Annotated in this window: 21 protein-coding genes and 1 other annotated feature; all 21 genes read right to left on the reverse strand. The window is 38.0% G+C overall.

What is annotated here, in order from left to right:
* Positions 1 to 114: 114 nt before the first annotated feature.
* Positions 115 to 1,419 (reverse strand): uracil permease, encoded by a 1,305-nt coding sequence (gene uraA / locus AC4D4B_RS10465; RefSeq protein ID WP_490999886.1) that lies wholly within the window; start codon positions 1,417 to 1,419, stop codon positions 115 to 117.
* 113 nt (positions 1,420 to 1,532) lie between these two features.
* Positions 1,533 to 2,072, reverse strand: a complete 540-nt coding sequence (pyrR, locus tag AC4D4B_RS10470) for a bifunctional pyr operon transcriptional regulator/uracil phosphoribosyltransferase PyrR (RefSeq protein ID WP_140461240.1) — start codon at positions 2,070 to 2,072, stop codon at positions 1,533 to 1,535.
* A 182-nt stretch (positions 2,073 to 2,254) separates the two neighbouring features.
* On the reverse strand, positions 2,255 to 3,169 hold the full coding sequence (locus AC4D4B_RS10475) for an RluA family pseudouridine synthase (RefSeq protein ID WP_490995947.1): 915 nt from the start codon (positions 3,167 to 3,169) through the stop codon (positions 2,255 to 2,257).
* Positions 3,162 to 3,635 carry a signal peptidase II gene (gene lspA, locus AC4D4B_RS10480; protein WP_490995948.1) on the reverse strand — a complete coding sequence of 158 codons (474 nt, stop codon included), beginning with the start codon at positions 3,633 to 3,635 and terminating at the stop codon, positions 3,162 to 3,164. The genes AC4D4B_RS10475 and lspA overlap by 8 nt, the downstream gene beginning before the upstream one ends.
* A gap of 274 nt (positions 3,636 to 3,909) precedes the next feature.
* Positions 3,910 to 6,684, reverse strand: coding sequence for an isoleucine--tRNA ligase (gene ileS / locus AC4D4B_RS10485; protein WP_490999887.1), 2,775 nt, complete (start codon positions 6,682 to 6,684; stop codon positions 3,910 to 3,912).
* Positions 6,685 to 6,753: 69 nt separating this feature from the next.
* Positions 6,754 to 6,987 (reverse strand) — a binding site (T-box leader).
* 60 nt (positions 6,988 to 7,047) lie between these two features.
* Positions 7,048 to 7,560, reverse strand: a complete 513-nt coding sequence (locus tag AC4D4B_RS10490; protein ID WP_139891289.1) for a DivIVA domain-containing protein — start codon at positions 7,558 to 7,560, stop codon at positions 7,048 to 7,050.
* 86 nt (positions 7,561 to 7,646) lie between these two features.
* On the reverse strand, positions 7,647 to 8,420 hold the full coding sequence (locus AC4D4B_RS10495; protein ID WP_490995950.1) for a YlmH family RNA-binding protein: 774 nt from the start codon (positions 8,418 to 8,420) through the stop codon (positions 7,647 to 7,649).
* 59 nt (positions 8,421 to 8,479) lie between these two features.
* Positions 8,480 to 8,740, reverse strand: coding sequence for a YggT family protein (locus AC4D4B_RS10500; protein ID WP_490995951.1), 261 nt, complete (start codon positions 8,738 to 8,740; stop codon positions 8,480 to 8,482).
* Between the two features lie 7 nt (positions 8,741 to 8,747).
* The gene (locus AC4D4B_RS10505) at positions 8,748 to 9,191 is read right to left on the reverse strand and encodes a cell division protein SepF (protein WP_066100673.1); all 444 of its coding nucleotides are present in this window, start codon (positions 9,189 to 9,191) and stop codon (positions 8,748 to 8,750) included.
* Between the two features lie 16 nt (positions 9,192 to 9,207).
* Entirely contained in the window at positions 9,208 to 9,882 is a 675-nt protein-coding gene (locus AC4D4B_RS10510) for a YggS family pyridoxal phosphate-dependent enzyme (protein ID WP_490999888.1), read from the reverse strand.
* 4 nt (positions 9,883 to 9,886) lie between these two features.
* Positions 9,887 to 10,735 carry a peptidoglycan editing factor PgeF gene (gene pgeF / locus AC4D4B_RS10515; protein WP_490995953.1) on the reverse strand — a complete coding sequence of 283 codons (849 nt, stop codon included), beginning with the start codon at positions 10,733 to 10,735 and terminating at the stop codon, positions 9,887 to 9,889.
* 27 nt (positions 10,736 to 10,762) lie between these two features.
* The gene (locus tag AC4D4B_RS10520; RefSeq protein WP_066100677.1) at positions 10,763 to 11,014 is read right to left on the reverse strand and encodes a YlmC/YmxH family sporulation protein; all 252 of its coding nucleotides are present in this window, start codon (positions 11,012 to 11,014) and stop codon (positions 10,763 to 10,765) included.
* Between the two features lie 333 nt (positions 11,015 to 11,347).
* Complete coding sequence (gene sigG / locus AC4D4B_RS10525; protein ID WP_066100680.1) at positions 11,348 to 12,124, reverse strand: RNA polymerase sporulation sigma factor SigG; 777 nt, start codon at positions 12,122 to 12,124, stop codon at positions 11,348 to 11,350.
* A 152-nt stretch (positions 12,125 to 12,276) separates the two neighbouring features.
* A complete protein-coding gene (sigE, locus tag AC4D4B_RS10530) occupies positions 12,277 to 12,996 on the reverse strand; it encodes an RNA polymerase sporulation sigma factor SigE (RefSeq protein ID WP_490995954.1) in 720 nt (239 codons plus the stop codon).
* A 68-nt stretch (positions 12,997 to 13,064) separates the two neighbouring features.
* Complete coding sequence (gene spoIIGA, locus AC4D4B_RS10535; protein WP_490995955.1) at positions 13,065 to 13,994, reverse strand: sigma-E processing peptidase SpoIIGA; 930 nt, start codon at positions 13,992 to 13,994, stop codon at positions 13,065 to 13,067.
* 383 nt (positions 13,995 to 14,377) lie between these two features.
* Complete coding sequence (gene ftsZ / locus AC4D4B_RS10540) at positions 14,378 to 15,535, reverse strand: cell division protein FtsZ (protein ID WP_490995956.1); 1,158 nt, start codon at positions 15,533 to 15,535, stop codon at positions 14,378 to 14,380.
* Between the two features lie 37 nt (positions 15,536 to 15,572).
* Positions 15,573 to 16,862 carry a cell division protein FtsA gene (gene ftsA, locus AC4D4B_RS10545; RefSeq protein WP_139891296.1) on the reverse strand — a complete coding sequence of 430 codons (1,290 nt, stop codon included), beginning with the start codon at positions 16,860 to 16,862 and terminating at the stop codon, positions 15,573 to 15,575.
* Between the two features lie 411 nt (positions 16,863 to 17,273).
* Positions 17,274 to 18,020 carry a cell division protein FtsQ/DivIB gene (locus tag AC4D4B_RS10550; protein ID WP_490995957.1) on the reverse strand — a complete coding sequence of 249 codons (747 nt, stop codon included), beginning with the start codon at positions 18,018 to 18,020 and terminating at the stop codon, positions 17,274 to 17,276.
* Positions 18,021 to 18,488: 468 nt separating this feature from the next.
* On the reverse strand, positions 18,489 to 19,577 hold the full coding sequence (gene murG / locus AC4D4B_RS10555; protein ID WP_490995958.1) for an undecaprenyldiphospho-muramoylpentapeptide beta-N-acetylglucosaminyltransferase: 1,089 nt from the start codon (positions 19,575 to 19,577) through the stop codon (positions 18,489 to 18,491).
* Positions 19,578 to 19,760: 183 nt separating this feature from the next.
* Positions 19,761 to 20,861: a stage V sporulation protein E gene (gene spoVE / locus AC4D4B_RS10560; RefSeq protein WP_490995959.1), complete on the reverse strand. Its 1,101-nt coding sequence runs from the start codon at positions 20,859 to 20,861 to the stop codon at positions 19,761 to 19,763.
* A 141-nt stretch (positions 20,862 to 21,002) separates the two neighbouring features.
* Positions 21,003 to 22,355 (reverse strand): UDP-N-acetylmuramoyl-L-alanine--D-glutamate ligase, encoded by a 1,353-nt coding sequence (gene murD / locus AC4D4B_RS10565; RefSeq protein ID WP_490995960.1) that lies wholly within the window; start codon positions 22,353 to 22,355, stop codon positions 21,003 to 21,005.
* Between the last annotated feature and the right edge of the window lies 1 nt (position 22,356).

The raw sequence follows: 22,356 nt of genomic DNA on the forward strand, positions 1-22,356 counted from the left end.
AATTCGTTTTTTACGAATCAGGGTTTTAGTTTATTTAGTCGATTCATCCCAATATCGCATACTGGAATTGTCGTACTTAACCTAATCCCTGTATTTTACTTGTTGGATCTACTATCAACCCTGACTTTCGCTGGTTTCCTTACCGGGAAGTACAAGATTTAAGATGACACCTACAATGGCGGCTAATGCCATTCCTGAAATGGAGGCATGATCGGTGATTTTGAGCATTGCACCACCTACACCAATGATTAAAATGACAGAGGATATGACTAAGTTTCTATTTTTAGATAAATCGATTTTGCTGTCAATCAACATCCGTAAACCACTTGATGCTATGATACCGAACAGAAGAATGGATACCCCACCCATCACAGCTGATGGAATGGATTGAATAAGGGCTGAAATTTTTCCAATAAATCCGAACAGGATTGCAAAGACTGCCGCTCCGCCTATAACATACACACTGAATACCCGTGTAAGAGCCATAACACCTATATTTTCTCCATAGGTTGTATTCGGAGGACCACCAAGACAAGAGGCAATCATAATGGATACTCCATCTCCTAACAATGAGCGATGCAATCCTGGTTTCTCAACAAAATTACGTCCTGCGATTTTACTAATAACCAATTGATCACCTATATGTTCTGATATAGGGACGATGGCAATCGGAATCATAACCAGAATAATCTCCCAGCTTAACGTTGGCGTATAATCAACAAATGGCATCGTGAAGTTTGGAAGCTGGAACCAGGCTGCTTCTTTTACCGGAGTGAAATCTACAATTCCAAAGAAGAGGGCTGTAACATATCCACCAATAATACCGATTAATACTGGAATCAGTGAAAAAAAGTTTTTTAAGACTACACTGCATGTGATCGTGATAGCAAGTGTAATTAAGGCAACCGTAATATGTTTTGTGCTGTAAACAAGCACTTCTGCATTCGGATTTTCATACATGGCCATATTGACTGCTGTTGAGGCAAGACCAAGACCAATTACCATAATGACAGGACCAACTACTACAGGCGGTAAAAAATTTAGGATTGTTTTAGTGCCTAGTTTTTTAACTAATAAAGCAACGAGTGCATAAACAAGTCCAATCAAAAAGCCGCCTACTAAAGCAGAGCCAACACCACTGCTTTCATTTAGTAAAGTAATCGGATAGATAAAGGCAAAGGATGAACCGAGATAGGCTGGTATTTGCCCTTTGGTGATCAGGATGTAAACCAGTGTACCAATACCGCTTGTCAATAGGGCAATTCCCGGATCAAGGCCTGTTAGAATCGGCACAAGAATGGTTGAACCAAACATCGCAAATAAATGCTGCAGGCTTAATATAAACCATTGCTTCGGAGTTGGTTTTTCATTGACATCGTACCTTATATGAGGATTGTTTGCTATTTCTGTAGAAGTCATAATTATTGCCTCCCTGATGAAAGAATTGGTTTCGACGGGAGATGATTATTTGCATAAGCAAATATCACTTGCTCCCCTTTTCAGCCTCACAGGACTGAATTAAAAAGGTTTATTTATTCAAAAATGGAGACTTGTTCACCGTCATCCATTTCTTTTAATTTGACGACAATCTTTTCATTTTTTGCAGTAGGTATATTCTTGCCTACATAATCAGCTCGGATTGGAAGCTCTCTGTGCCCTCTGTCGATCAGGACAGCTAATTGGATTTGAGCCGGTCTGCCGATATCTATAAGGGCATCCAGAGCCGCTCTCACTGTTCTTCCGGTATATAAAACATCATCAACCAGAATGACTTTTTTATCTTTCAAGCTAAATGGTATATCTGATCCATTTACCTGTGGATCCCCACTTTTTGTCTTTGTGCTTAAATCATCCCGGTACAAGGTAATATCCAGTTCACCAACAGGAATTTCCGCTCCTTCAATTTCATGAATTCTTTGTCCCAGACGTTTGGCTAGAAATATACCACGGGTACGAATACCGATCAACACACAATCACTAATACCCTTATTTTTCTCGATAATTTCATGAGAAATCCTTGTTAACGCTCTTGAGATTGCTTTTTCATCAAGCAATGTTGCTTTCTCTAACATATCATCGACCCTTTCCTAAAAATGAAAAAATCCTTTTGCCGCGTGGGCAAAAGGATATAATAAACCATAGAAAAAAGACATACTTCTTCCATTAGTTTTCACGTACCTTTTCAGCCTCACGGGACTGTATTTAAAGGACCCTATTCAGTTGTATCTATATTACTTTAGGATTGTTATCCTTGTCAACAGTCAATTCTTAAAGTTTCCAAATAATCGACAAAATATGCTGGCAATGGCGCTTCAAATTCCAAATATTCCTCTGTTCTTGGATGGATAAATCCCAGAACTGCTGCATGTAAAGCCTGTCCATTTAAATCAGGAGTTTTTCTTGGTCCATACTTAGGATCACCGGCAAGAGGATAACCAATATATTTCATATGGACACGAATTTGATGAGTACGTCCTGTTTCAAGCTGACATTCAATAAATGTAAAGTCCTTAAATCTTTCCAGTACATGAAAATGTGTAACTGCATGCCTTGAATTATCGTCCGTTACTGTCATGCTTTGACGGTCTCGTTTATCACGGCCTATCGGCGCATCTACCGTTCCTGCATCATGCGGAATGATACCGTGGACAAGTGCCTTATACTTCCGGGTAACTGTTTTTTCAGTTAATTGCTTTACAAGTCTCTCATGTGCATAATCATTTTTAGCGACCATGAGCAATCCTGAAGTATCCTTGTCGATACGGTGAACGATACCTGGACGCATCACACCATTGATTCCTGATAAATCCTTGCAATGGTACATTAAAGCATTTACAAGTGTACCTGATCCATGTCCTGCTGCCGGATGCACAACCATTCCTTTAGGTTTATTCACAACAATGACATCCGCATCCTCATAATAAATATCAAGAGGTATGTTCTCAGCTACAACATCTAGTTCCTCTGGCTCTGATGGTGTGATTTCAATAGAGTCACCAAGCTGACATTTATAATTTGCCTTTACCTGCTTTTCATTAACCAGAATATTTCCTTCTTTTATCCACTGCTGGACTTGAGAACGTGACCATTCTTCATTTAAAACGGAAAGGACCTTATCAAGCCTTTCACCTTTATGTTCTTCTGTTACTATCAGTCTTTGACTATCCATTCTTTAGCTCCTTAGCTCTTTTTTCCTCCAAAAACATAGCAATCACCAATAATCCAACTCCTACACAAAGAGCAGAATCTGCCACATTAAAGACAGGAAAACTGTATGAGAATATATACGTATGCACAAAATCAACTACTTCATTGCGGAAAATCCGATCAATAAAATTACCAATCGCTCCTCCAAGAATAAGTCCAAGGGATATCCCCGTCAACTTATCGGTACTGAATTTTCTTATGTAAAAGACAATTCCAATAATAACCACGGTTGTTACGATATAAAAAAACCACATTTGTCCCTGAAGAATTCCCCAGGCTGCCCCTCGGTTTCTGTGAGAGGTAATGTATAGAAAGTTTTCAATGATTGGTATACTTTCCCCTAAGGTCATATACTTAACGACCAACCATTTCGTAAATTGGTCAATCATGATAATGAGCAACGCAATCAAATAATACATATATAACATAAGCTTGCCCCCTGCCTGCTTAAAATGTACATACTGCCTAACAAATTGTAGCATATCTATCTAACAAATGTTTTAAAACTTTAACAAAAATACAGGCCCTTTCGAATAGATGAAAGGGCCTATAGAAGGAATAGCATCCCAGTATTTTGGAGCAGGTCGGTCTATCACCTCTACTGCCCACACATAAAAGCTCTTCAAATGAGAGAGTGCCTCACTTTTCACTGATTGCATAAGCACTCAGGAAATCGGCTCTCTATCATCTTAAAATACACGATTATCCGAGTTCTGGATATTCGTTAACTACCACTGTGGAGCAGCGTTCACATAAAGTTGGGTGTTTTTCAATTGTACCAACCTCTTCACTGATATTCCAGCAACGTTCACAAGTTTCTCCATCTGCTTTTGTGACTAAAATTGCCGCATGCTCTAACTTAATTGCTTCTTCCGGTGCATCGTAAATGTATCCGGCAACTTCCACTGAAGAAACGATAAATAATTGTTCAAGGCTTTCTTCAATGCTTTCAAGCAAATCTTTTGTTTCTTCACTTACATACAATGCTACTTTCGCATTTAATGATTTACCAATCACTTTTGCATTCCTTGCTTCTTCAAGCGCTTTAAGGACATCATCTCGTAAAGTCATGAACAGATCCCATTTCGCTTTAACAGCTTCACTATTTGAATACTTTTCAACGGACGGCATATCTGTCAATTGTACGCTCTCTGCATCAGCATCATCGATAAAAGTCCATACTTCATCAGCTGTATGCGGCAGAATAGGCGCAATCAATTTAACCAGTTTCAATAAGCATTCATGCAATACAGTTTGAATTGCACGGCGGCTATCACTGTTTTCCGCATCGCAGTATAGAATATCCTTTGCATAATCCAGATAGAAGGAACTTAAATCCTGTGTACAGAAATTATTAATACCATTATAGATATCAGCAAATTCATAATTGTCATAGGATTGTTTTACCTGATCAACCAAATCATTTAACTTAATGAGCATATACTGGTCCACTTCACGAAGATTCTCGTAAGAAACAGCATCACGCTCTGCGCTAAATCCGCTCAGGTTTCCAAGCAGGAATCTGAATGTGTTACGAATTTTACGATATACTTCGGACACTTGTTTCAGGATATTATCAGAAACACGTACATCAGCCTGATAATCGACACTCGCTACCCAAAGACGCAGAATATCTGCACCCATTTGATTAATAACTTTTAATGGATCGATTGTATTGCCAAGGGATTTACTCATTTTGCGCCCTTCACCATCCAGTGTAAATCCGTGGCTCAATACCTCCTTGTAAGGAGCTTTACCAGTAACAGCAACAGACGTGATTAAAGAGGAATTAAACCATCCGCGATACTGGTCTGAACCCTCAAGGTAAAGGTCAGCTGGTCTTCTCAAATCTTCTCTTGCTTCAAGAACTGATTGATGGGAGGAACCAGAGTCAAACCATACGTCCATAATATCTGTTTCTTTCGTAAATAAGCCATTCGGGCTGCCTTCATGTGTAAAGCCTTCTGGGAGAAGATCTTTTGCATCTTTCTCAAACCAAACAGTGGAACCGTATTGTCGGAATAAATCGGATACATGCTTAATCGTTTCATCCGTAATGATTGCTTCCCCATTCTCTGCATAAAACACCGGAATCGGTACGCCCCATGCACGCTGACGGGAAATACACCAGTCTCCACGATCACGAATCATGTTAAATAATCTCGTTTCACCCCATGCAGGTACCCAATTAGTTTCTTTGATTTGCTGCAATAAATCTTCACGGATATCATCAACAGAAGCAAACCATTGGTCAGTCGCACGGAAGATTGTTGGCTTTTTCGTTCTCCAATCATGTGGATAAGAGTGTGTTATGAAATCAAGTTTTAACAGAGCTCCGACTTCCTCAAGTTTATCTGTGATTTCTTTGTTTGCTTTATCATAGAATAATCCTTCAAATCCAGGAGCATCAGAAGTCATATGACCTTTTCCATCCACTGGGCAGAGTACACCAAGATTATATTTTTGACCTACGATAAAGTCATCCTCACCATGTCCTGGAGCAGTATGAACACAGCCTGTACCTGCATCAGTTGTTACATGCTCTCCTAAAATAACCAGTGAGTCACGATCATACAATGGATGTTTAGCGACTACATATTCCAGTTCAGCACCCTTAACAGTCTTCTCAACCTCAGCATTCTCCCATCCTAGTGTTTCTTTAACGGAAGGCAATAATGTTTCAGCCACAATATATTTTGTACCATCCACATTCACAAGTACATAATCAAGGCGTGGGTGAACAGCAATTCCTAGGTTAGCTGGAATGGTCCAAGGTGTCGTAGTCCAAATAATGAACTTCGCTCCCTCTTCCACTACTCCTTTGCCGTCCTTCACATCAAATGCAACAAAGATAGATGCTGATTTTTTGTCGTGGTATTCGATTTCCGCTTCAGCCAGTGCAGATTCACTGGAAGGAGACCAATAAACCGGTTTTAACCCTTTATAGATATAGCCCTTTTTCGCCATATCACCGAAAACTTTGATTTGCTCAGCTTCATATTCAGGTTTCAGCGTGATGTAAGGATTTTCCCAGTCCCCTCTTACGCCTAAACGTTTAAATTGAGTTCGCTGTTGATCAATTTGTGTATATGCATATTCCTCACAAAGTTTACGGAATTCAGCGATCGTCATTTCCTTACGATTTACTTTTTTGTTTTTTGTTAGAGCTGTTTCAATTGGTAAACCATGAGTATCCCAACCTGGTACATATGGCGCATTATAACCATTCATAGATTTAAAACGAACAATAAAATCCTTTAAAATTTTGTTCATCGCATGCCCGATATGGATGTTTCCGTTCGCATAAGGAGGTCCGTCATGCAGCACAAATTTAGGAAGGTCCTTTGTGCGCTCCTGTACTAATTTGTAAATATCTTTTTCTTCCCAACCTGCTTGAACTTCCGGTTCTCTTTTTGGTAAATTCCCACGCATTGGAAATTCTGTTTTAGGCATCAATAATGTGTCTTTAAATTCCATTCCATTCACTCCTTAAACTTCCGTTAAACGATTTTCATAAATAAATACAAAAAAGCCTCTTCATCCCGGTAAAGGGACGAAAAGGCTATATTTCCGCGGTACCACCCTTTTAGAATATTGCCTGACAATATTCCTCTTGGTATTCGTAACGTGAATGACTCGCCGCTATTTACTGCCAGTAAACTGGGTTCAAAAGCAGACTCAGGGATGATCTTCCAACCAGATTCTTTTACCGGGCTCCCACCTTCCCCGGCTCGCTACAAAAAGTATAATCTGATGTACTGTTCCCGTCTTCGTTTTATCAATTTTTTGATTAGATTTGTTAAGATATTATATTCAATAACTTATGATAAAGTCAAGACCTTACATTTCTTCTTCATTCAGGTCGATATCAAATTCAGTGGCATCCACGTCATATTTAAGAAGTTTATCCCAGTCTTCACTATTTAATAAATCAAGCTGGGCTTCAACTAGCATTTTAAAACGCATTCTGAATACTTTAGATTGCTTTTTAAGATCTTCAATTTCAATAGCAATTTTTCGTGCTTTAGATAAAGCCTCATTGACAATTCGGTCAGCATTTTTTTCCGCTTCCTTCATAATCAATTTAGCCTCTTTTTGAGAATTACGTTTGACATCTTCTCCGGCTTCCTGAGCAATGACGATTGATTTATTCAACGTTTCCTCAATGCTGGAGAAATGCTCAAGGCGTTGTTCCAACTCTTCCACTTTAGCTTCAAGATCTTTCTTATCTCGAAGGACCAACTCGTAATCTTTAATTATTTGGTCAAGAAACTCATTTACTTCATCTTCATCGTAACCGCGGAATCCTCTGCCGAATTCCTTGTTATGTATGTCTAGCGGTGATAATGGCATAGACTGCACCTCCGAATACTGATTCTTCTCTTAATTATTATACTATGCTTTCGACAGTAATGGTGATATTCCTTCTAAATTCCTGATTATTTTTGTATACCACACTTTATTTTCCATTTATCTTTCTTTGTTTTTCCTTCAATGGAAAATATCTTCATTCTTCCTATCCCACGAGTGGATAACACATCACTTTCTCTGATTTCATATGATGGATTATCGACTTGTTTCCAGTTTACCTTAACACGCCCCTGCTGTACGAGTGTTTGGCTCTTTTGCCTCGAAATATTAGCAATAGCCGACAATATCGTATCAATTCTCATGGAGGAAACCGTCACTTGGCATTCCTTCCATTGCTCAGTAACCGTCATGACTTGATCAGCAGAGATTTCCTGAAACTTTACCCCCGCATTGCCCATTTTAGATATATTCATTTCCAGATAGGATGCTACATCTTTTGCGACAACGAATTGTACTCGCTCCCCTTCGATCCAAATATCACCAAATTTTTCTCTCTTTAAGCCAACAGACATTAACGTGCCTAGAATCTGCCTGTGTTTCAGTGTCGTAAATTTTGTAGAATAAAACAATTCATAAATAGTCAGTTCGTAATCCTCGAATTGCGGTTCATAATAATCCGGATAGAGGAATGCTCTTTGTCGCTCGGCTGCTTCGCTTCCTCCAAAAAAGGAAACAAGAACATCTCCATTTGTACCAATTAGCATCCTTACAATCTCTGATTCTCTGGGGTCAAGAAAATCTGTCAATTTAGGGGCGTATTGCTCCTTGACTTGATCAATCCATCCAAGCACCTGATCGATAAATTCTCTTTCTTCCTGACGAAAATGCTGATAAATATCCATTTACATCCTCCAGCTAAAATATAAAAGCTCCCTGTTTAGAAAGGGAGCTAACATTCTTCTTAAAAAGCGCCTGCTAATGCGGAGATTCCTACTCGTGCCATATTTAACACAAGGATTGCTATAATTGGAGAAATATCAATCATGCCGAGTGAAGGTACAATTCTCCTGAACGGTTCCAAAAACGGCTCACATATGCGTGCCAAAAACATTCCAATTCCTGTATCCCTTGCATTTGGAAACCACGACATTAATATGTAAATAATCAAGGCCCAGGAATATATATCTACTGCTTTATAAAGTATATAAAAAACGATATCCATTATTTACTTACCACCTTATATCCTCCAGTTCATCTTCTTGAGCATATCCAGAGATGGAACCTGAAACATCAACATTATCAGGAGTACATAAGAATATATTTGACCCGATACGCTGAATATCCCCACCGATTGCATAGACTGTCCCACTTAAAAAGTCAACAATTCTTCTAGCCTGGTCTGGTGAAATCCTTTGTAAATTCACAACAACTCCACGGCGGTTTTTTAAATGGTCGGCAATCTCCTGAGCATCTGCATACGCTCTTGGTTCCAGCAATACTAATTTAGAAGATTTCTGTATGCTTTGAAGACTCACTATATTTTGTTGTTTTTGCTGCTGATCATGTTTATTCACTTTTGCCGGAACTTTTTCTTCTTCAACATATTGTTCCTCATACTCATATTCTTCATCCTCGAGTGCAAAGAACGTTTTCATTTTTGATACGATAGACATTATCTACACCTCTCTTTTATTCATTCCCTACCAAGGCAGTTCCAATTCTAACCATGGTTGCACCTTCTTCAATGGCAATTTCATAGTCATTTGACATACCCATTGAGAGTTCTGTGCATGGGGCATTGGGCAACTTCATATTTTGTATCACTACTTGCAATTCTTTGAGTTTACGGAAACAAGTACGTATTTCTTCTTCATCATCTGTGAAAGGAGCCATCGTCATAAGTCCCATTACCCTAATTTTTTTAAATTCAGCAAGATGTTGTACAAACTCAATTGCAACCTGAGGCTGTATCCCATGTTTAGTATCTTCTCCGCTTACATTTATCTGAACAAAACAGTCAATCGGGCGGGTGACTCTCTTTTCTATTTCTTCAGCCAATGATAAGCGATCCAGGGAATGAAGAACGTCCACACGATTTATGATCGATTTTACCTTTCTCGTTTGAAGCGAACCGATAAAATGCCATACTGGTCGTTCTTTTATACCCTCTTGCTTGGCAATTAATCCTTCCGGGCGGTTTTCGCCAAGGTTTGTAATTCCAGCTTTATAGGCTTCTAGAGCGCGTTTTGTTGAAACATATTTTGTAACAGCAATTATTTGTATATCTTGTGGATTACGACCTGCACGTTTTGCAGCACTCTCTATTTTTTCATGAATGATCTGCAGGTTTTCTGACACTTTCAAAGTTCTATTCCTCCTTCCAGCCGATTAACCCCAACATTCGACCAGTTTTCCCCTCATCACGTCGGTGAGAAAAAAAGTAAGAATCATCACAACTTGTACAAAAATCAGTTGTCATAATATTCTCTGGTAAAATACCGGCTTTCTGAAGAATTAAAGCATTCGCCAGCTTTAAATCAAGCTGATATTGATTCTCCGTAATTTGATTATAAGCGGTTTTTGTCTGTTCTTCTAGTATAACCTCTAAATAGTTAATTACTTTTTTGTCGACCGTATAACAGTTTTGGCAAATAGATGGCCCTATTGCAGCATATATCTCTGCAGGCTGTACGCCTTCAGCCTGTCTCCATATATCAATCATAGATGAACCTATGCCGGCAACCGTCCCCTTCCAGCCCGCATGTACAATCCCAATCAAATGATGGTTTGGCGCCATAAAATATACGGGTACACAATCCGCAAAGCAAAGCGTCAGTACTATTCCGCTTTCTTTTGTATATAAACCATCCGTTGCTTTTAATGCTGTTTTATAATCTAACGCTCCAAGCCCGGCATGACTTTTTTCAATTTTCACAATAGAAGCATCATGCGTCTGCTCAGCCCCAACCCATCTTTCAACAGGAAAATGGAGCTGGTCAGCCAGAATACGCCTGTTTTCTATTACTTTTCCATCCATATCATACACGTGAAAAGCTGTATTCATCGAATGAAACGGAAAATCGCTGATGCCTCCGTTCTTCGTAGTAAATCCCGCCAATAAATTCGGATGCTGATCCTTCCAATCTTTTATCGACAAAAATGATTCGGAAAACTGAACAAATGGTTCCAAGCTAATACCCCTCGATTTTTCTTTCATTTTATCATAATCCCGCATAATTTTCTTCTATTCATTAAAACTTCCGTATCCCTTGTATTCCACAAGAATCACATCTTCTCCAATCATTTTAATTTTATACCACGGAATGACAGTGTCTTCCTCTTTATTTAAAAACGAAAGCATTTTACTGTTTGCTACCGTTATACTTTCTATTTTCCCAGTACTTAGATTAATTTCTATATCTTCAACATTTCCCAATCGTTTTCCATCGAATGTATTTACGATATCTTTGACTTGTAACTCAGAAATTTTAATCATGCTCTATCTCCTCCACTCGGGATCTGTAGTTACAGGCATTATATGAATGGAAAGAACAATAAAGAACTTCTCTCTCCGGCACTCTTATCCATCAAATCTTGAACGTTTAATAAAACAGATTTTCATTTTCGATATTCTTTCATATCTGGCCATCTATATAACCCTAAAATCTTAAATAACAGATGTAAGTGCTGCAGGGTTTTTTTAGTTCCCTTTTTCAAAACCGGAGCCACCCGTTATTATAAATATTCCTACATACAAATAAAAACTATCCTGCAAACGAGGATAGCTTAAGGGCAATACATATTTAATTATAAGTTCATTAATCAGCAGCTAGATATTTTTATTCATTTGGCGAATAGCCGCTTTTTCCAAGCGGGATACCTGTGCCTGTGAAATACCGATTTCCTCAGCAACTTCCATTTGCGTTTTCCCTTGGAAGAAACGTTTCTTAAGGATCATTTTCTCACGCTCATTTAACCTGCGCATGCCATCTTTTAATGCAATCTCATTAATCCATGTGCTATCTTTACTCTTCTCATCACTGAGCTGATCCATTACAAAGATCGGATCGCCTCCATCATTGTAGATAGGTTCAAATAATGACACCGGGTCCTGGATTGCATCTAGTGCAAATACTACCTCTTCATACGTAACATCAAGAGCTTTTGCAATTTCTTCAGATGTCGGTTCTCTCGATGTTTCACTCATCAGTCTCTCTCTGACCTGTAAAGCCTTGTATGCAATATCTCTCAACGATCTGGAAACCCTAATCGGATTATTATCCCGTAAATAACGGCGAATTTCCCCAATGATCATTGGTACAGCATACGTAGAAAATTTTACATTCTGACTTAAGTCAAAGTTGTCAATCGATTTCATTAAACCAATGCATCCAACCTGGAAGAGGTCATCAACATACTCACCCCTGTTATTAAAGCGCTGAATGACACTTAGGACAAGTCTAAGATTACCATTAACCAACTTCTCCCGTGCTGATGATGATTCTCCAGATTGCATCTGTTTAAACAACTCTCGCATTTCATCATTTTTTAAAACAGGTAATTTTGATGTATCCACACCACATATTTCTACTTTGTTTCGTGTCAATCCATTCCCTCCTAGCAGGAGCTGCTGTACAAAGTAAAGTATCTCCGCAGGAGGGAATTATATGCATATAAAAATTATTTCCGTATAGTGACTAAATGAAAATCCCCTGATTCATAAAGCTTTTATACGACTAAATATTTTTTACACCTTTCTTAAACCATTTTATTAAATTCTTTTCTAAGTCTTTTTATAATTCGCTTTTCAAGACGGGAGATATAGGATTGCGATATCCCCAGTAAATCAGCAACATCCTTTTGTGTCTTTTCCTCTCCACCAACAAGACCAAATCTTAGTTCCATAATCTGCTTCTCACGATCATTCAATTGTTCGAGTGCTTTAGCCAAAAGTTTTTTATCAATACTTGTCTCTAAATTTTTTGTGATGATATCATCATCGGTTCCCAATACATCTGATAAGAGTAGTTCATTCCCATCCCAATCAATATTCAGAGGTTCATCAAATGAGACTTCGGAACGCGTTTTACTGTTTCGTCGTAAATACATTAAAATTTCATTTTCAATACATCTTGATGCGTATGTCGCAAGCTTTATTTTTTTTTCTGGATTAAAGGTATTCACAGCTTTAATAAGTCCGATTGTGCCTATACTGATTAAATCTTCAATGTTAATACCCGTATTCTCGAATTTGCGTGCTATGTATACAACTAAACGAAGATTTCGTTCAATTAGCATAGATCTTGCTGTTTCATCACCAGCAGGCAGTTTATGAATTAATATTTCTTCCTCTTCCTTACTTAGTGGCGGTGGAAGAGCCTCGCTGCCGCCAATATAATATACTTCATCTGACTTGAGCCTTAATTTCACTAAAACTTTTGTCCAATAATAGGATAGTCTAAAGCGGAAATTTCTCAATTGTTTAACCCCTTTCCTAATCCTTTAACGTCTATTTTCTTCTTGAAATGAGTATAGTGATTATTACATTAAGAGGCAGATGCTGAATCACCGGCCGGTACCATTTTTGGATGAACAATGGAATCGAAAAGCCCTTCTCCTGATAATTGCTGCATGGTAAAAGAAATTAAACATTTTTGAACCTCGCGGCATTCATTCGCTGCTTTTATGGATAGGGCATCTGGTTTAAACGCAATTAACAATTGACTGTCATTGCCAACAACCTTACATGGAATAATTCTCATTTTTTCTTGCCACTCATCAGGGAGATCAGCAAAATCGACATTCATATTCTGTATACCTTTATCAATCAACTTAGATACAGGCGCAGGTATCATTGTTTCCCTGCCATAGAGTGAAATAATTGCTACAGGCGAACCTGATATCGGATCGAGTAATTGGTTTCCTGTGTCAACAAGCCCTTCTGATTCAAATGAGACGCCATTAATTTCTACAACCATTGTCACCCTCTGCTCTTTATTCCATTTGGCAAGATCAAGGATGTTAATATGCTTTTTTGAAAAATGCCAAGCCAACGGAAATCCAATCATAACAAAAATCCAACTGACCGGGTCACCAAAGCTTCCTGCTCCACTTGCAAAACCGTTGAAATATTCAGTCACTTTAAAACTAAAAAAATAGTGACTGCCTAAGAGGATCCCGCCAATGGTAAAGGTCACCGCATATAAAGTTACTACTCTTTTTAAAAATGCTCGAATACTTCTAAAACCAAATGCAGTTAAAACCATCAAAATAGAAACCATGCATTTCAGCCAGATTTGATCTGCCAAATAGGAATAGGGTGTGATATATAGCCAAACAACCATAGATCCCACTAACCCTCCTGCCAGCATTCTAATCCATTTTATATGGTTTTTTAATAAAACTGCAGTCCAGACCAGTATACTTGTATCAAAGATCCAATTGAGAAACCAAATGGCATCAATATAAATAGTCATATTGTTTCCCCATACTTTTTTTAATAGAACATATGAAAAATTATAACCTGACGTAATCCAAAAGGTTGTCACTTCGTGTAAAGAGTGCAACCGTTTTTTATTTATATTTTCATCAATATTTGTCGATGGTTTACTGCAAAATTTTCATGGTCATATTTACTTTAATTAGCAGAACTACCGAAGTGGAAAAACGAATTAAAACAATCAAACAGGCCTGTAATTAAAATGTTTGAAAATAGATACCATCCAACTAAATTCATAGGACAAGCTAATAACCCTTTAGCCTTTTTCTACAAACCAGCTGGTAATAAATATCTATACAAACAAAAAAGAAGATGACGAGTAATTTACCATTACATCATCATCTTCCTCTATGAATTATATTATCTACGACGATTACGATTTCTTAAGAACGTAGGAATATCAAGTGTATCATCAGTATTGCTGCTCACTTGATTGTTTCTGCTAGGTTCTGAAGTATAAGATTCTTCACGCTTAGGTACTTCGCGCTTGATCGGATTCGGATTCGTTTGAGGAGCAGGTCGTGATTGGCCAAAGTTCGGTCTTGCCGCTGGACGTTGTTGTTCAATTTCATTGAATCCAGTCGCAATCACAGTTACTACAATTTCATCTTTTAAATTCTCATTAATAACAGATCCAAAAATCATATTTACTTCCTGATCGGAGGCTGATGCTACAATATCAGCAGCTTCCTGAACTTCGAATAAGCTTAAGTTCGTTCCTCCTGTGATGTTCATTAACACACCTTGAGCACCATCAATTGATGTTTCAAGCAATGGACTGGAGATAGCTTTTTTAGCCGCTTCTGCAGCACGGCTTTCACCTGATGCCACCCCGATTCCCATTAAAGCGGATCCTTTATTGGACATAATTGTTTTCACATCTGCAAAGTCAAGGTTAATTAATCCTGGTACTGCGATTAAGTCAGAAATACCTTGTACACCTTGTCTTAAAACATTATCTGCTTCACGGAAGGCTTCAAGCATTGGTGTACTTTTATCAACGATTTCTAATAATCGATCATTTGGAATAACAATTAAAGTATCAACAGATTCTTTCATAGCAGCAATTCCACCCTGAGCCTGCGTGGAACGCTTACGGCCTTCGAATGTAAATGGCCTTGTCACTACACCAACCGTCAGGGCACCCAACTCACGGGCAATCTGAGCTACAACTGGAGCAGCTCCTGTTCCGGTACCACCGCCCATACCGGCTGTAACAAATACCATATCTGCTCCTTGAAGGGCTTGCTCAATTTGTTCCTTACTTTCTTCTGCAGCTTTTTTTCCAACATCCGGATTGGCGCCAGCGCCAAGTCCACGTGTCAATTTACCGCCTATTTGCATTTTTATTTCAGCTTTTGATAGATTCAAAGCTTGGGCATCTGTGTTAACCGCAATGAATTCTACCCCTTGTAAGCCGTGTTCAATCATTCGGTTAACGGCGTTATTTCCGCCGCCCCCTACTCCGATTACTTTTATCGTTGCTAACGAATCAATATTTGTATCAAATTCTAGCATGGAAAGTCCTCCTATTATTTTCGGTAAAGTGTTTCCCTTATTCGAAAAATACTCCGAAGAATTTTTTCATTTTTGTACTCACTTTATCTTCCGGATTTTTTGGTGCTTTTTCTTTTGGAGCTGGTTTTTGAGCCGGACGCTTTTCTGTTGTTTCTCTGGTAGCAGCAACAGTATGCGCTCCTAACTTCAAGCCTTGCGATCTGGCTTTGTTACAAGCATATGTGATAAGACCAACAGAAGTTGTGTACTGAGGTTCTCTGACACCTATGTAATTTGGTTCCGCTCCACGAACGCGATTTTGCAGGATATTTTGTGCTAAATCCAGTATACCAGGGGTTTTTACTACTCCACCAGTGAGAACATATCCCCCAAGTAAATCAGTTACACCCATATTTACTATAGCATCTTCTACCATTTCAAAGATTTCTGTTAATCTATCTTCCATAATATCAGATACAATAAATTGATTGCAGGTCTGTTGTTTTTCACTGCCAATCACCGGCACTGTAAATGTTTCTTCTTCCGCATCATCATCAATAAATGCATGGCCATGTCTAACTTTAATTTGTTCGGATACATCTGTTGGTGTTTTTAACACAATACTGATATCTTTTGTAATATTATTTCCGCCAAGCGGGATAACTGTAGCTCCTTTTAACTCCCCATCTTCAAATACAGCGACCTGTGTAGAACCGCCGCCTATATCAACTAGGGCTATTCCAAGATTACGCTCATCCTTGGATAAAACAAGTGAGCCGGCCGCCATAGGCTGCAATGCAATATCAGTTATTTCTAATCCTGCACGTTCTACAGCGCGAAGGGTATTATGTAAAATGGTTCTTAGTCCGGTAATTAATACGCCCCTCATTTCAAGGCGAACTCCAGTCATACCTTTTGGGTCGCTGATTTCATCTATTTCATCCACTTTGTAATGAACAGGAATAACATCAATAATTTCTCGATCAGAAGGAATTGTGACTAATTCCGCCTGTTCTCTAACACGAGTTTTATCCTCTTCTGTAATCTCCCGATTGTCATTGGATACAGCGACTACCCCATGGCATGGCTGAAGCATAATATGATTGGCGCTGATTCCGACAATCACTTTACGAATCTCCATACCTACCATTCTTTCAGCTTGTTCAACTGCTTTTCGAATGGATTTGACAGTTTCATCTATATCAACAATCTGACCTTTTTTCAAGCCTTCAGATGCTGCATTACCCACACCGATTATGTTCAAGGAGTCATTTTCCATTTCTCCTATTATCACTTTCACAGTGGATGTACCGATGTCAAGGCTAACATAAATTTCATTGTTGTGCACCCTTTGGCACCTCCTTCAATAGCTATCTATATTATGTTTGAGCTTTTTGAAACCCTACAAAACAACTATTCGCCAAAACCCTTTATTATCCTGTTATTTCATGTAAATTATCAGGATGTATAAAGAATGTCTGTTTTTTAATGATAAGAAATATTTCAGAAAAACAATTTGTTACTTCATATTACCTTATTAACTACAAGTCTACACCAATATGAACGCCTAGAAAAGTCAAATTTGTAGCATATATCATATAAAAAAAGAATTTTCTCACATCCGACCAATTCATTCTGTTTTATTTTAGAAAATTAAGCTACTGAAATAATACGGTATGTCCTAATTGGCTGAAAATTTACATCCTATGATTCTTTTAATGTTTCTAATTATAATTCTTCGAAATTCTTCATTATGAATCTAATAAGAATGGAAATATGAACCAACCTCGAGATCGATAACCCCTTTGCTGCCTTCCTCTAATTGACTCACAATTGCAGCATAATGCACCAGTTTATCAGCAAGAGTTTCTCCACTCGCTGTTACTTCAAAACCGTCATTCATGTAAAGAGTGACTTTCGTTTTATCCGTCTTAGATGGATTATGGTGAATCTCTGATATTGAGTTCATCACATCCTCGGACATTTCTTCAAGCTGATCAATAACGATTGACAAAGGTTTCCCTTCTTTAAATGAAACGAGTAAAGGGCCCGAATCAGGAATATGGCTTAGCTTCTTGTCCAATATCTTACCATTTGATAATATCGGATAATATTCCTTTCCCTTTTGTACATAAGCGGTGTATTTATACTCACTGACTTCTAATGTTATATGGTTGGGAAATCCTTTTTTTAATCTGACATCCTCAATCTCGGGATGTTTTTTGATCGTTTTTTCAATTTTGTTAGCTTTAATCTCCCAAATATTATCATCTACTTCCAAACCGCTTTGCTCAATGATTTCTTTATCTGTCAAATACGCATTGCCTTCCACTTGTATAGATTGGATTCGACTTAATGGAGATTGCAAATAGATAATACTGAATATAAGTAAAAAGAAAATCGTTAACAGCCCGATTAGGCGCCTATTTGCTTTCTTTTTTCTCATCTGTTTCAATTTAGGAATTCGATCTTCAAGAGATACCAAATTCTTATCCAATACAAACACCTCATTTAACCAACAACTAAGAATCTGCATACCCTCGTCGTTTTACATATACATAATAAAATACTCACCATGATATATTGCGAAATTATATCGATAGAAGAAGATTTTATTTTTCAAGTTTCAAAGAAGATATTTACCAAAAATTGATAGACAACACATCAATTATGAGAAAATTATAACATATTATCTCTTATTTTTTTCTGCTTTTTTTATAGGATGAATCTAGAAATCCGCTTCCGATCCCATCGTTTTAAAAAACTTAGACGATTGGATTATGATGAATCGGAAGGGATCATGTACTGATTTATCTTAGCAGACCATCATTCGGTAAAGCCGGCATATCTAATAAATCCTTTAATGATGATTAGAACATGACATAAATCTAAGTCATCAAACGATAGCCATGCATGTTATCTTCCATACCCGAAAAATTTTTCTATACATTTTTTGATTTTTAATTCGTTTTATTTACTGCAGATCCTGCATGATTTTCAACAACCGCTCAGCTGAATCAGGTATACCCATTTGCTTCGCTGACTTCTTCATAGATTCAATCCTATCTGTATCGAGCATAATTTCATCAATCGCTTTTATTAAGGTGACCCCATTTAATTCACTTTCTTTTATCATGGTTGCTGCCCCTTTTTGTACTAAAGCCTGCGCGTTCTTTTCCTGATGATTATTCGTTACATATGGACTTGGAATCAGGATACTGGCTATTCCCAATGCTGTTAATTCAGCCAAAGTGGTCGCTCCTGCTCGCGATACAACCAAATCAACTGAAGGCAGTATTTCTGGCATATTGTGTATAAACGGTTTTACAATGACATTATCCGGAGTTCCTACTAAATCGAGCTCTTCTTTTACAGATTGATAATGAACATCACCAGTTATATAAATAATTTGATATGGTTTATCCTTTAATACTTCAATATTTTTTAAAACAGCTTCATTAATTGCTTTTGCTCCACGACTTCCTCCGAATATGAGCACAGAAGGAATGCCTTTCTTAATCCCTAGTTGCTGGATTGCATTTGAGCCAATATGTGACACAACCTCTGAACCCCTCGGATTTCCTGTAAAGACTACTTTTTCCTTCGGGAAATATTGCCGAGCCTCTTCAAAGCTTATAGCCACTTTATTAACATATCGACTTAAAAATTTATTTGTTAAACCTGGTACGCTATTTTGTTCATGTATAATCGTTGGAATTTTCATTTTGGACGCTGCATAAACAACCGGTCCACATACATAACCGCCGGTTCCGATGACGACATCTGGCTTAAACTCTTTTAATAGTTTTTTGCTGTTTGAAACACCTTTTAAGAAGCGCCATATAGTTTTGACATTTTCTAAGCTTAAAGATCGTTTAAATCCTGTAATCTCAATCGCTTTAAAATCAAGACCCTCTCGACTGACGAGGTCTTTTTCTAATCCTTTTTCGGTACCTATATATAGAAAAGATGCCTCCGGATTTAACTTCTTAATTTCTCTTGCCATGGCCAGTGCAGGATAAATATGTCCTCCCGTACCTCCACCACTTAATACTATTTTCATGATTGATTCACCTTTCACTTTACATACATTGTTTCTAACTATTTGATTTACCCATATTCTACTACACTCTAAACCAGGTTTACATAGGTTCTTCATTATATATATTACTTAAAAATACCATTATACTTAAATAATGATAATCTGTAAAAAAAAAGAAGCTAAATGAATCAGCTTCATGGCACTCTAATAATTAGAATACCTGCTTATATTCAGCAATACACCAACCGCCATTAACATCAAGGTTAACGAAGAACCTCCATAGCTTAAAAACGGTAATGTAATCCCAGTAACTGGCATAAGTCCTGTCACAACACCAATATTGATCATCACCTGTATAGCAATCATAATGATGATGCCAACCGCTAAAAAGGATCCAAATAAATCAGGTGCTCCAAGCGCAATTCTGATACCTCTCCATAGTAAGAGAGAGAATAATAGTATAACAAGCGAACCACCTATAAAACCCAATTCTTCGGAGAGAATAGCAAAGATGAAATCTGTTTGCGGTTCAGGCAAATAGAAGAACTTTTGTCTGCTTTGGCCCAGACCAAGCCCAAACAAACCGCCAGGTCCGATAGCATAGAGTGACTGAATGATTTGAAATCCACTTCCAAGAGGATCCTGCCAAGGGTCAAGAAATGATGTAATTCTCTTCATCCGGTAAGGTGCGGATATAACAAGTATAACAAAGCCAGCAACCCCAAGCATCCCAAGACCTACGAAGTGGCTTATCCTGGCACCTGCAATAAAAATCATCGCTATACATGTTCCTACCATTACAGTTCCTGTTCCAAGATCCGGCTGCATCATAATTAACCCAAATGCTAAAAAGACAAGACCTAAAGAGGGGGCTAATCCTTTTTTAAAAGAAGTTATGTACTTTTGTCTTTCAGATAAAAATTTAGCAAGAAAGACGATCATCGCCAGCTTCATAAATTCAGAAGGTTGAATGGAAAAAGCCCCTACTCCAATCCAACTCCTCGAACCATTTCTTAATGTTCCTATTCCTGGGATGAGTACCACCAGCAATAAAATAAAACAAATGATGATTAAAGGCTTTGCCCATCTTCTCCAATTCCAATAATCAATATTCATAATAACGAGCATAGCCACAATTCCTACACCTGCAAATAATAATTGTCTCTTTGCAAAGAAAAAGGTGTCATCAAATTTATAGGTAGCCCATATTGCACTGGCGCTATATACCATGATTAGCCCTATTGAAAGCAAGGAAAACATTGCGATGATTAAAATAAAGTCAGGAGTGGTTTTTTTTGCAGGCACTTCCATGCACCTCTTCGTTTTAAATTAGGGAAGTATTTCCAGGCGTGATAAATGCTAACAAAAAGAGACGACTTCAAAATCGTCTCTATTGCATTTAGGCAGTGCCTTTCATGAGAAATACTGACTCTCCGAACAAGCTCCCTATTTTAACTTATGCACGGCATCCATAAACATGTCTCCCCGGGCTTCAAAAGTTTTATATTGATCCCAACTTGCACATGCCGGTGAAAGTAAAATAGTATCGCCACTTTCTGAAAGTTTATATGCTTCATTGGCGGCTATAGCTACATTATCGACATGTTTGATTATAGATATCCCTGCTTTCTGTGCAGTTTTCGTTAATTTCTCAGCTGTTTCTCCAAAAACAATCATTGCCTTAACATGAGTGAGAAGCGGAATTAATTCATCAAATTCATTTCCTCGATCCAAGCCTCCGGCCAATAAAATCAGCGGGCTCTTAAATGATGATATAGCAGCTGATGCAGCCAGAATATTTGTTGCTTTGGAATCGTTATAAAATTTTCGTCCATTTATTTCTGCAACAAATTGAGTACGATGTTTAACACCGCTGAATGTTTTTAGTACATATTGAATCGCTTCATTAGCTACACCATATAATTTAACAGCAGCAACAGCGGATAAAATATTTTCGAGATTATGCTTACCAGGCAATACTATCTCATCTATAGCAATAATCTTTTCATCTCTGAACCAAATAAATCCGTCTTTCGTGTAAGCACCTGTTTCATCCACGGATACAGTGCTAAATGGAACTGAAATAGCAGCTGAGCCCTCTGCAGCCTTTTTAGTAGGCTCCTGGTTGGCATTAAACACGATGAAGTCAGTATCTTTTTGGTTTTTGGTTATTTGTGCTTTAGCAAATGCATATTCATCTTTCGTCCCATGATAATCCAAATGGGCATCAAATAGATTTAAATAGACCGAAATATAAGGTCTGAACGTTTGAATTCCCATCAACTGAAACGAAGACAATTCAATAACAATGACATTCTCCGCCGTTGCTTCCTGAGCCACTCCGCTCGCTACCGTCCCTATATTCCCGGCTATAAGCGGCTTTTTTCCTCCGCGTTCAAGCATCTCGTAAATCAATGTTGTAGTTGTTGTTTTTCCGTTCGTACCTGTTATTCCAATAAAAGGAGCCTCAGATATTCGGTAAGCAAGCTCTACTTCAGTAATAATTTCTATATTCTTTTTCAGTGCTTCCTGTATCATCGGATTTGTATATGGAATCCCCGGGTTTTTTACGATTAACTCGAACCCTTCATCCAATAATTCAATCGGATGGCTGCCGCAAACGACCTTAATACCTTCTTCCAGTAAACCTTGAGCTTCTGGGTTTTCATTCAAAGGCTTAAAATCATTTACAGTTACAAAAGCACCAAGTTTATGCAAAAGTGAAGCCGCACTTACCCCGCTCTTTGCCAGCCCGAGGACAAGCACTTTTTTTCTTAAATAATCATTTATTTGCTTCATA

This window comes from Pradoshia sp. Z6_59 (assembly GCF_058267515.1).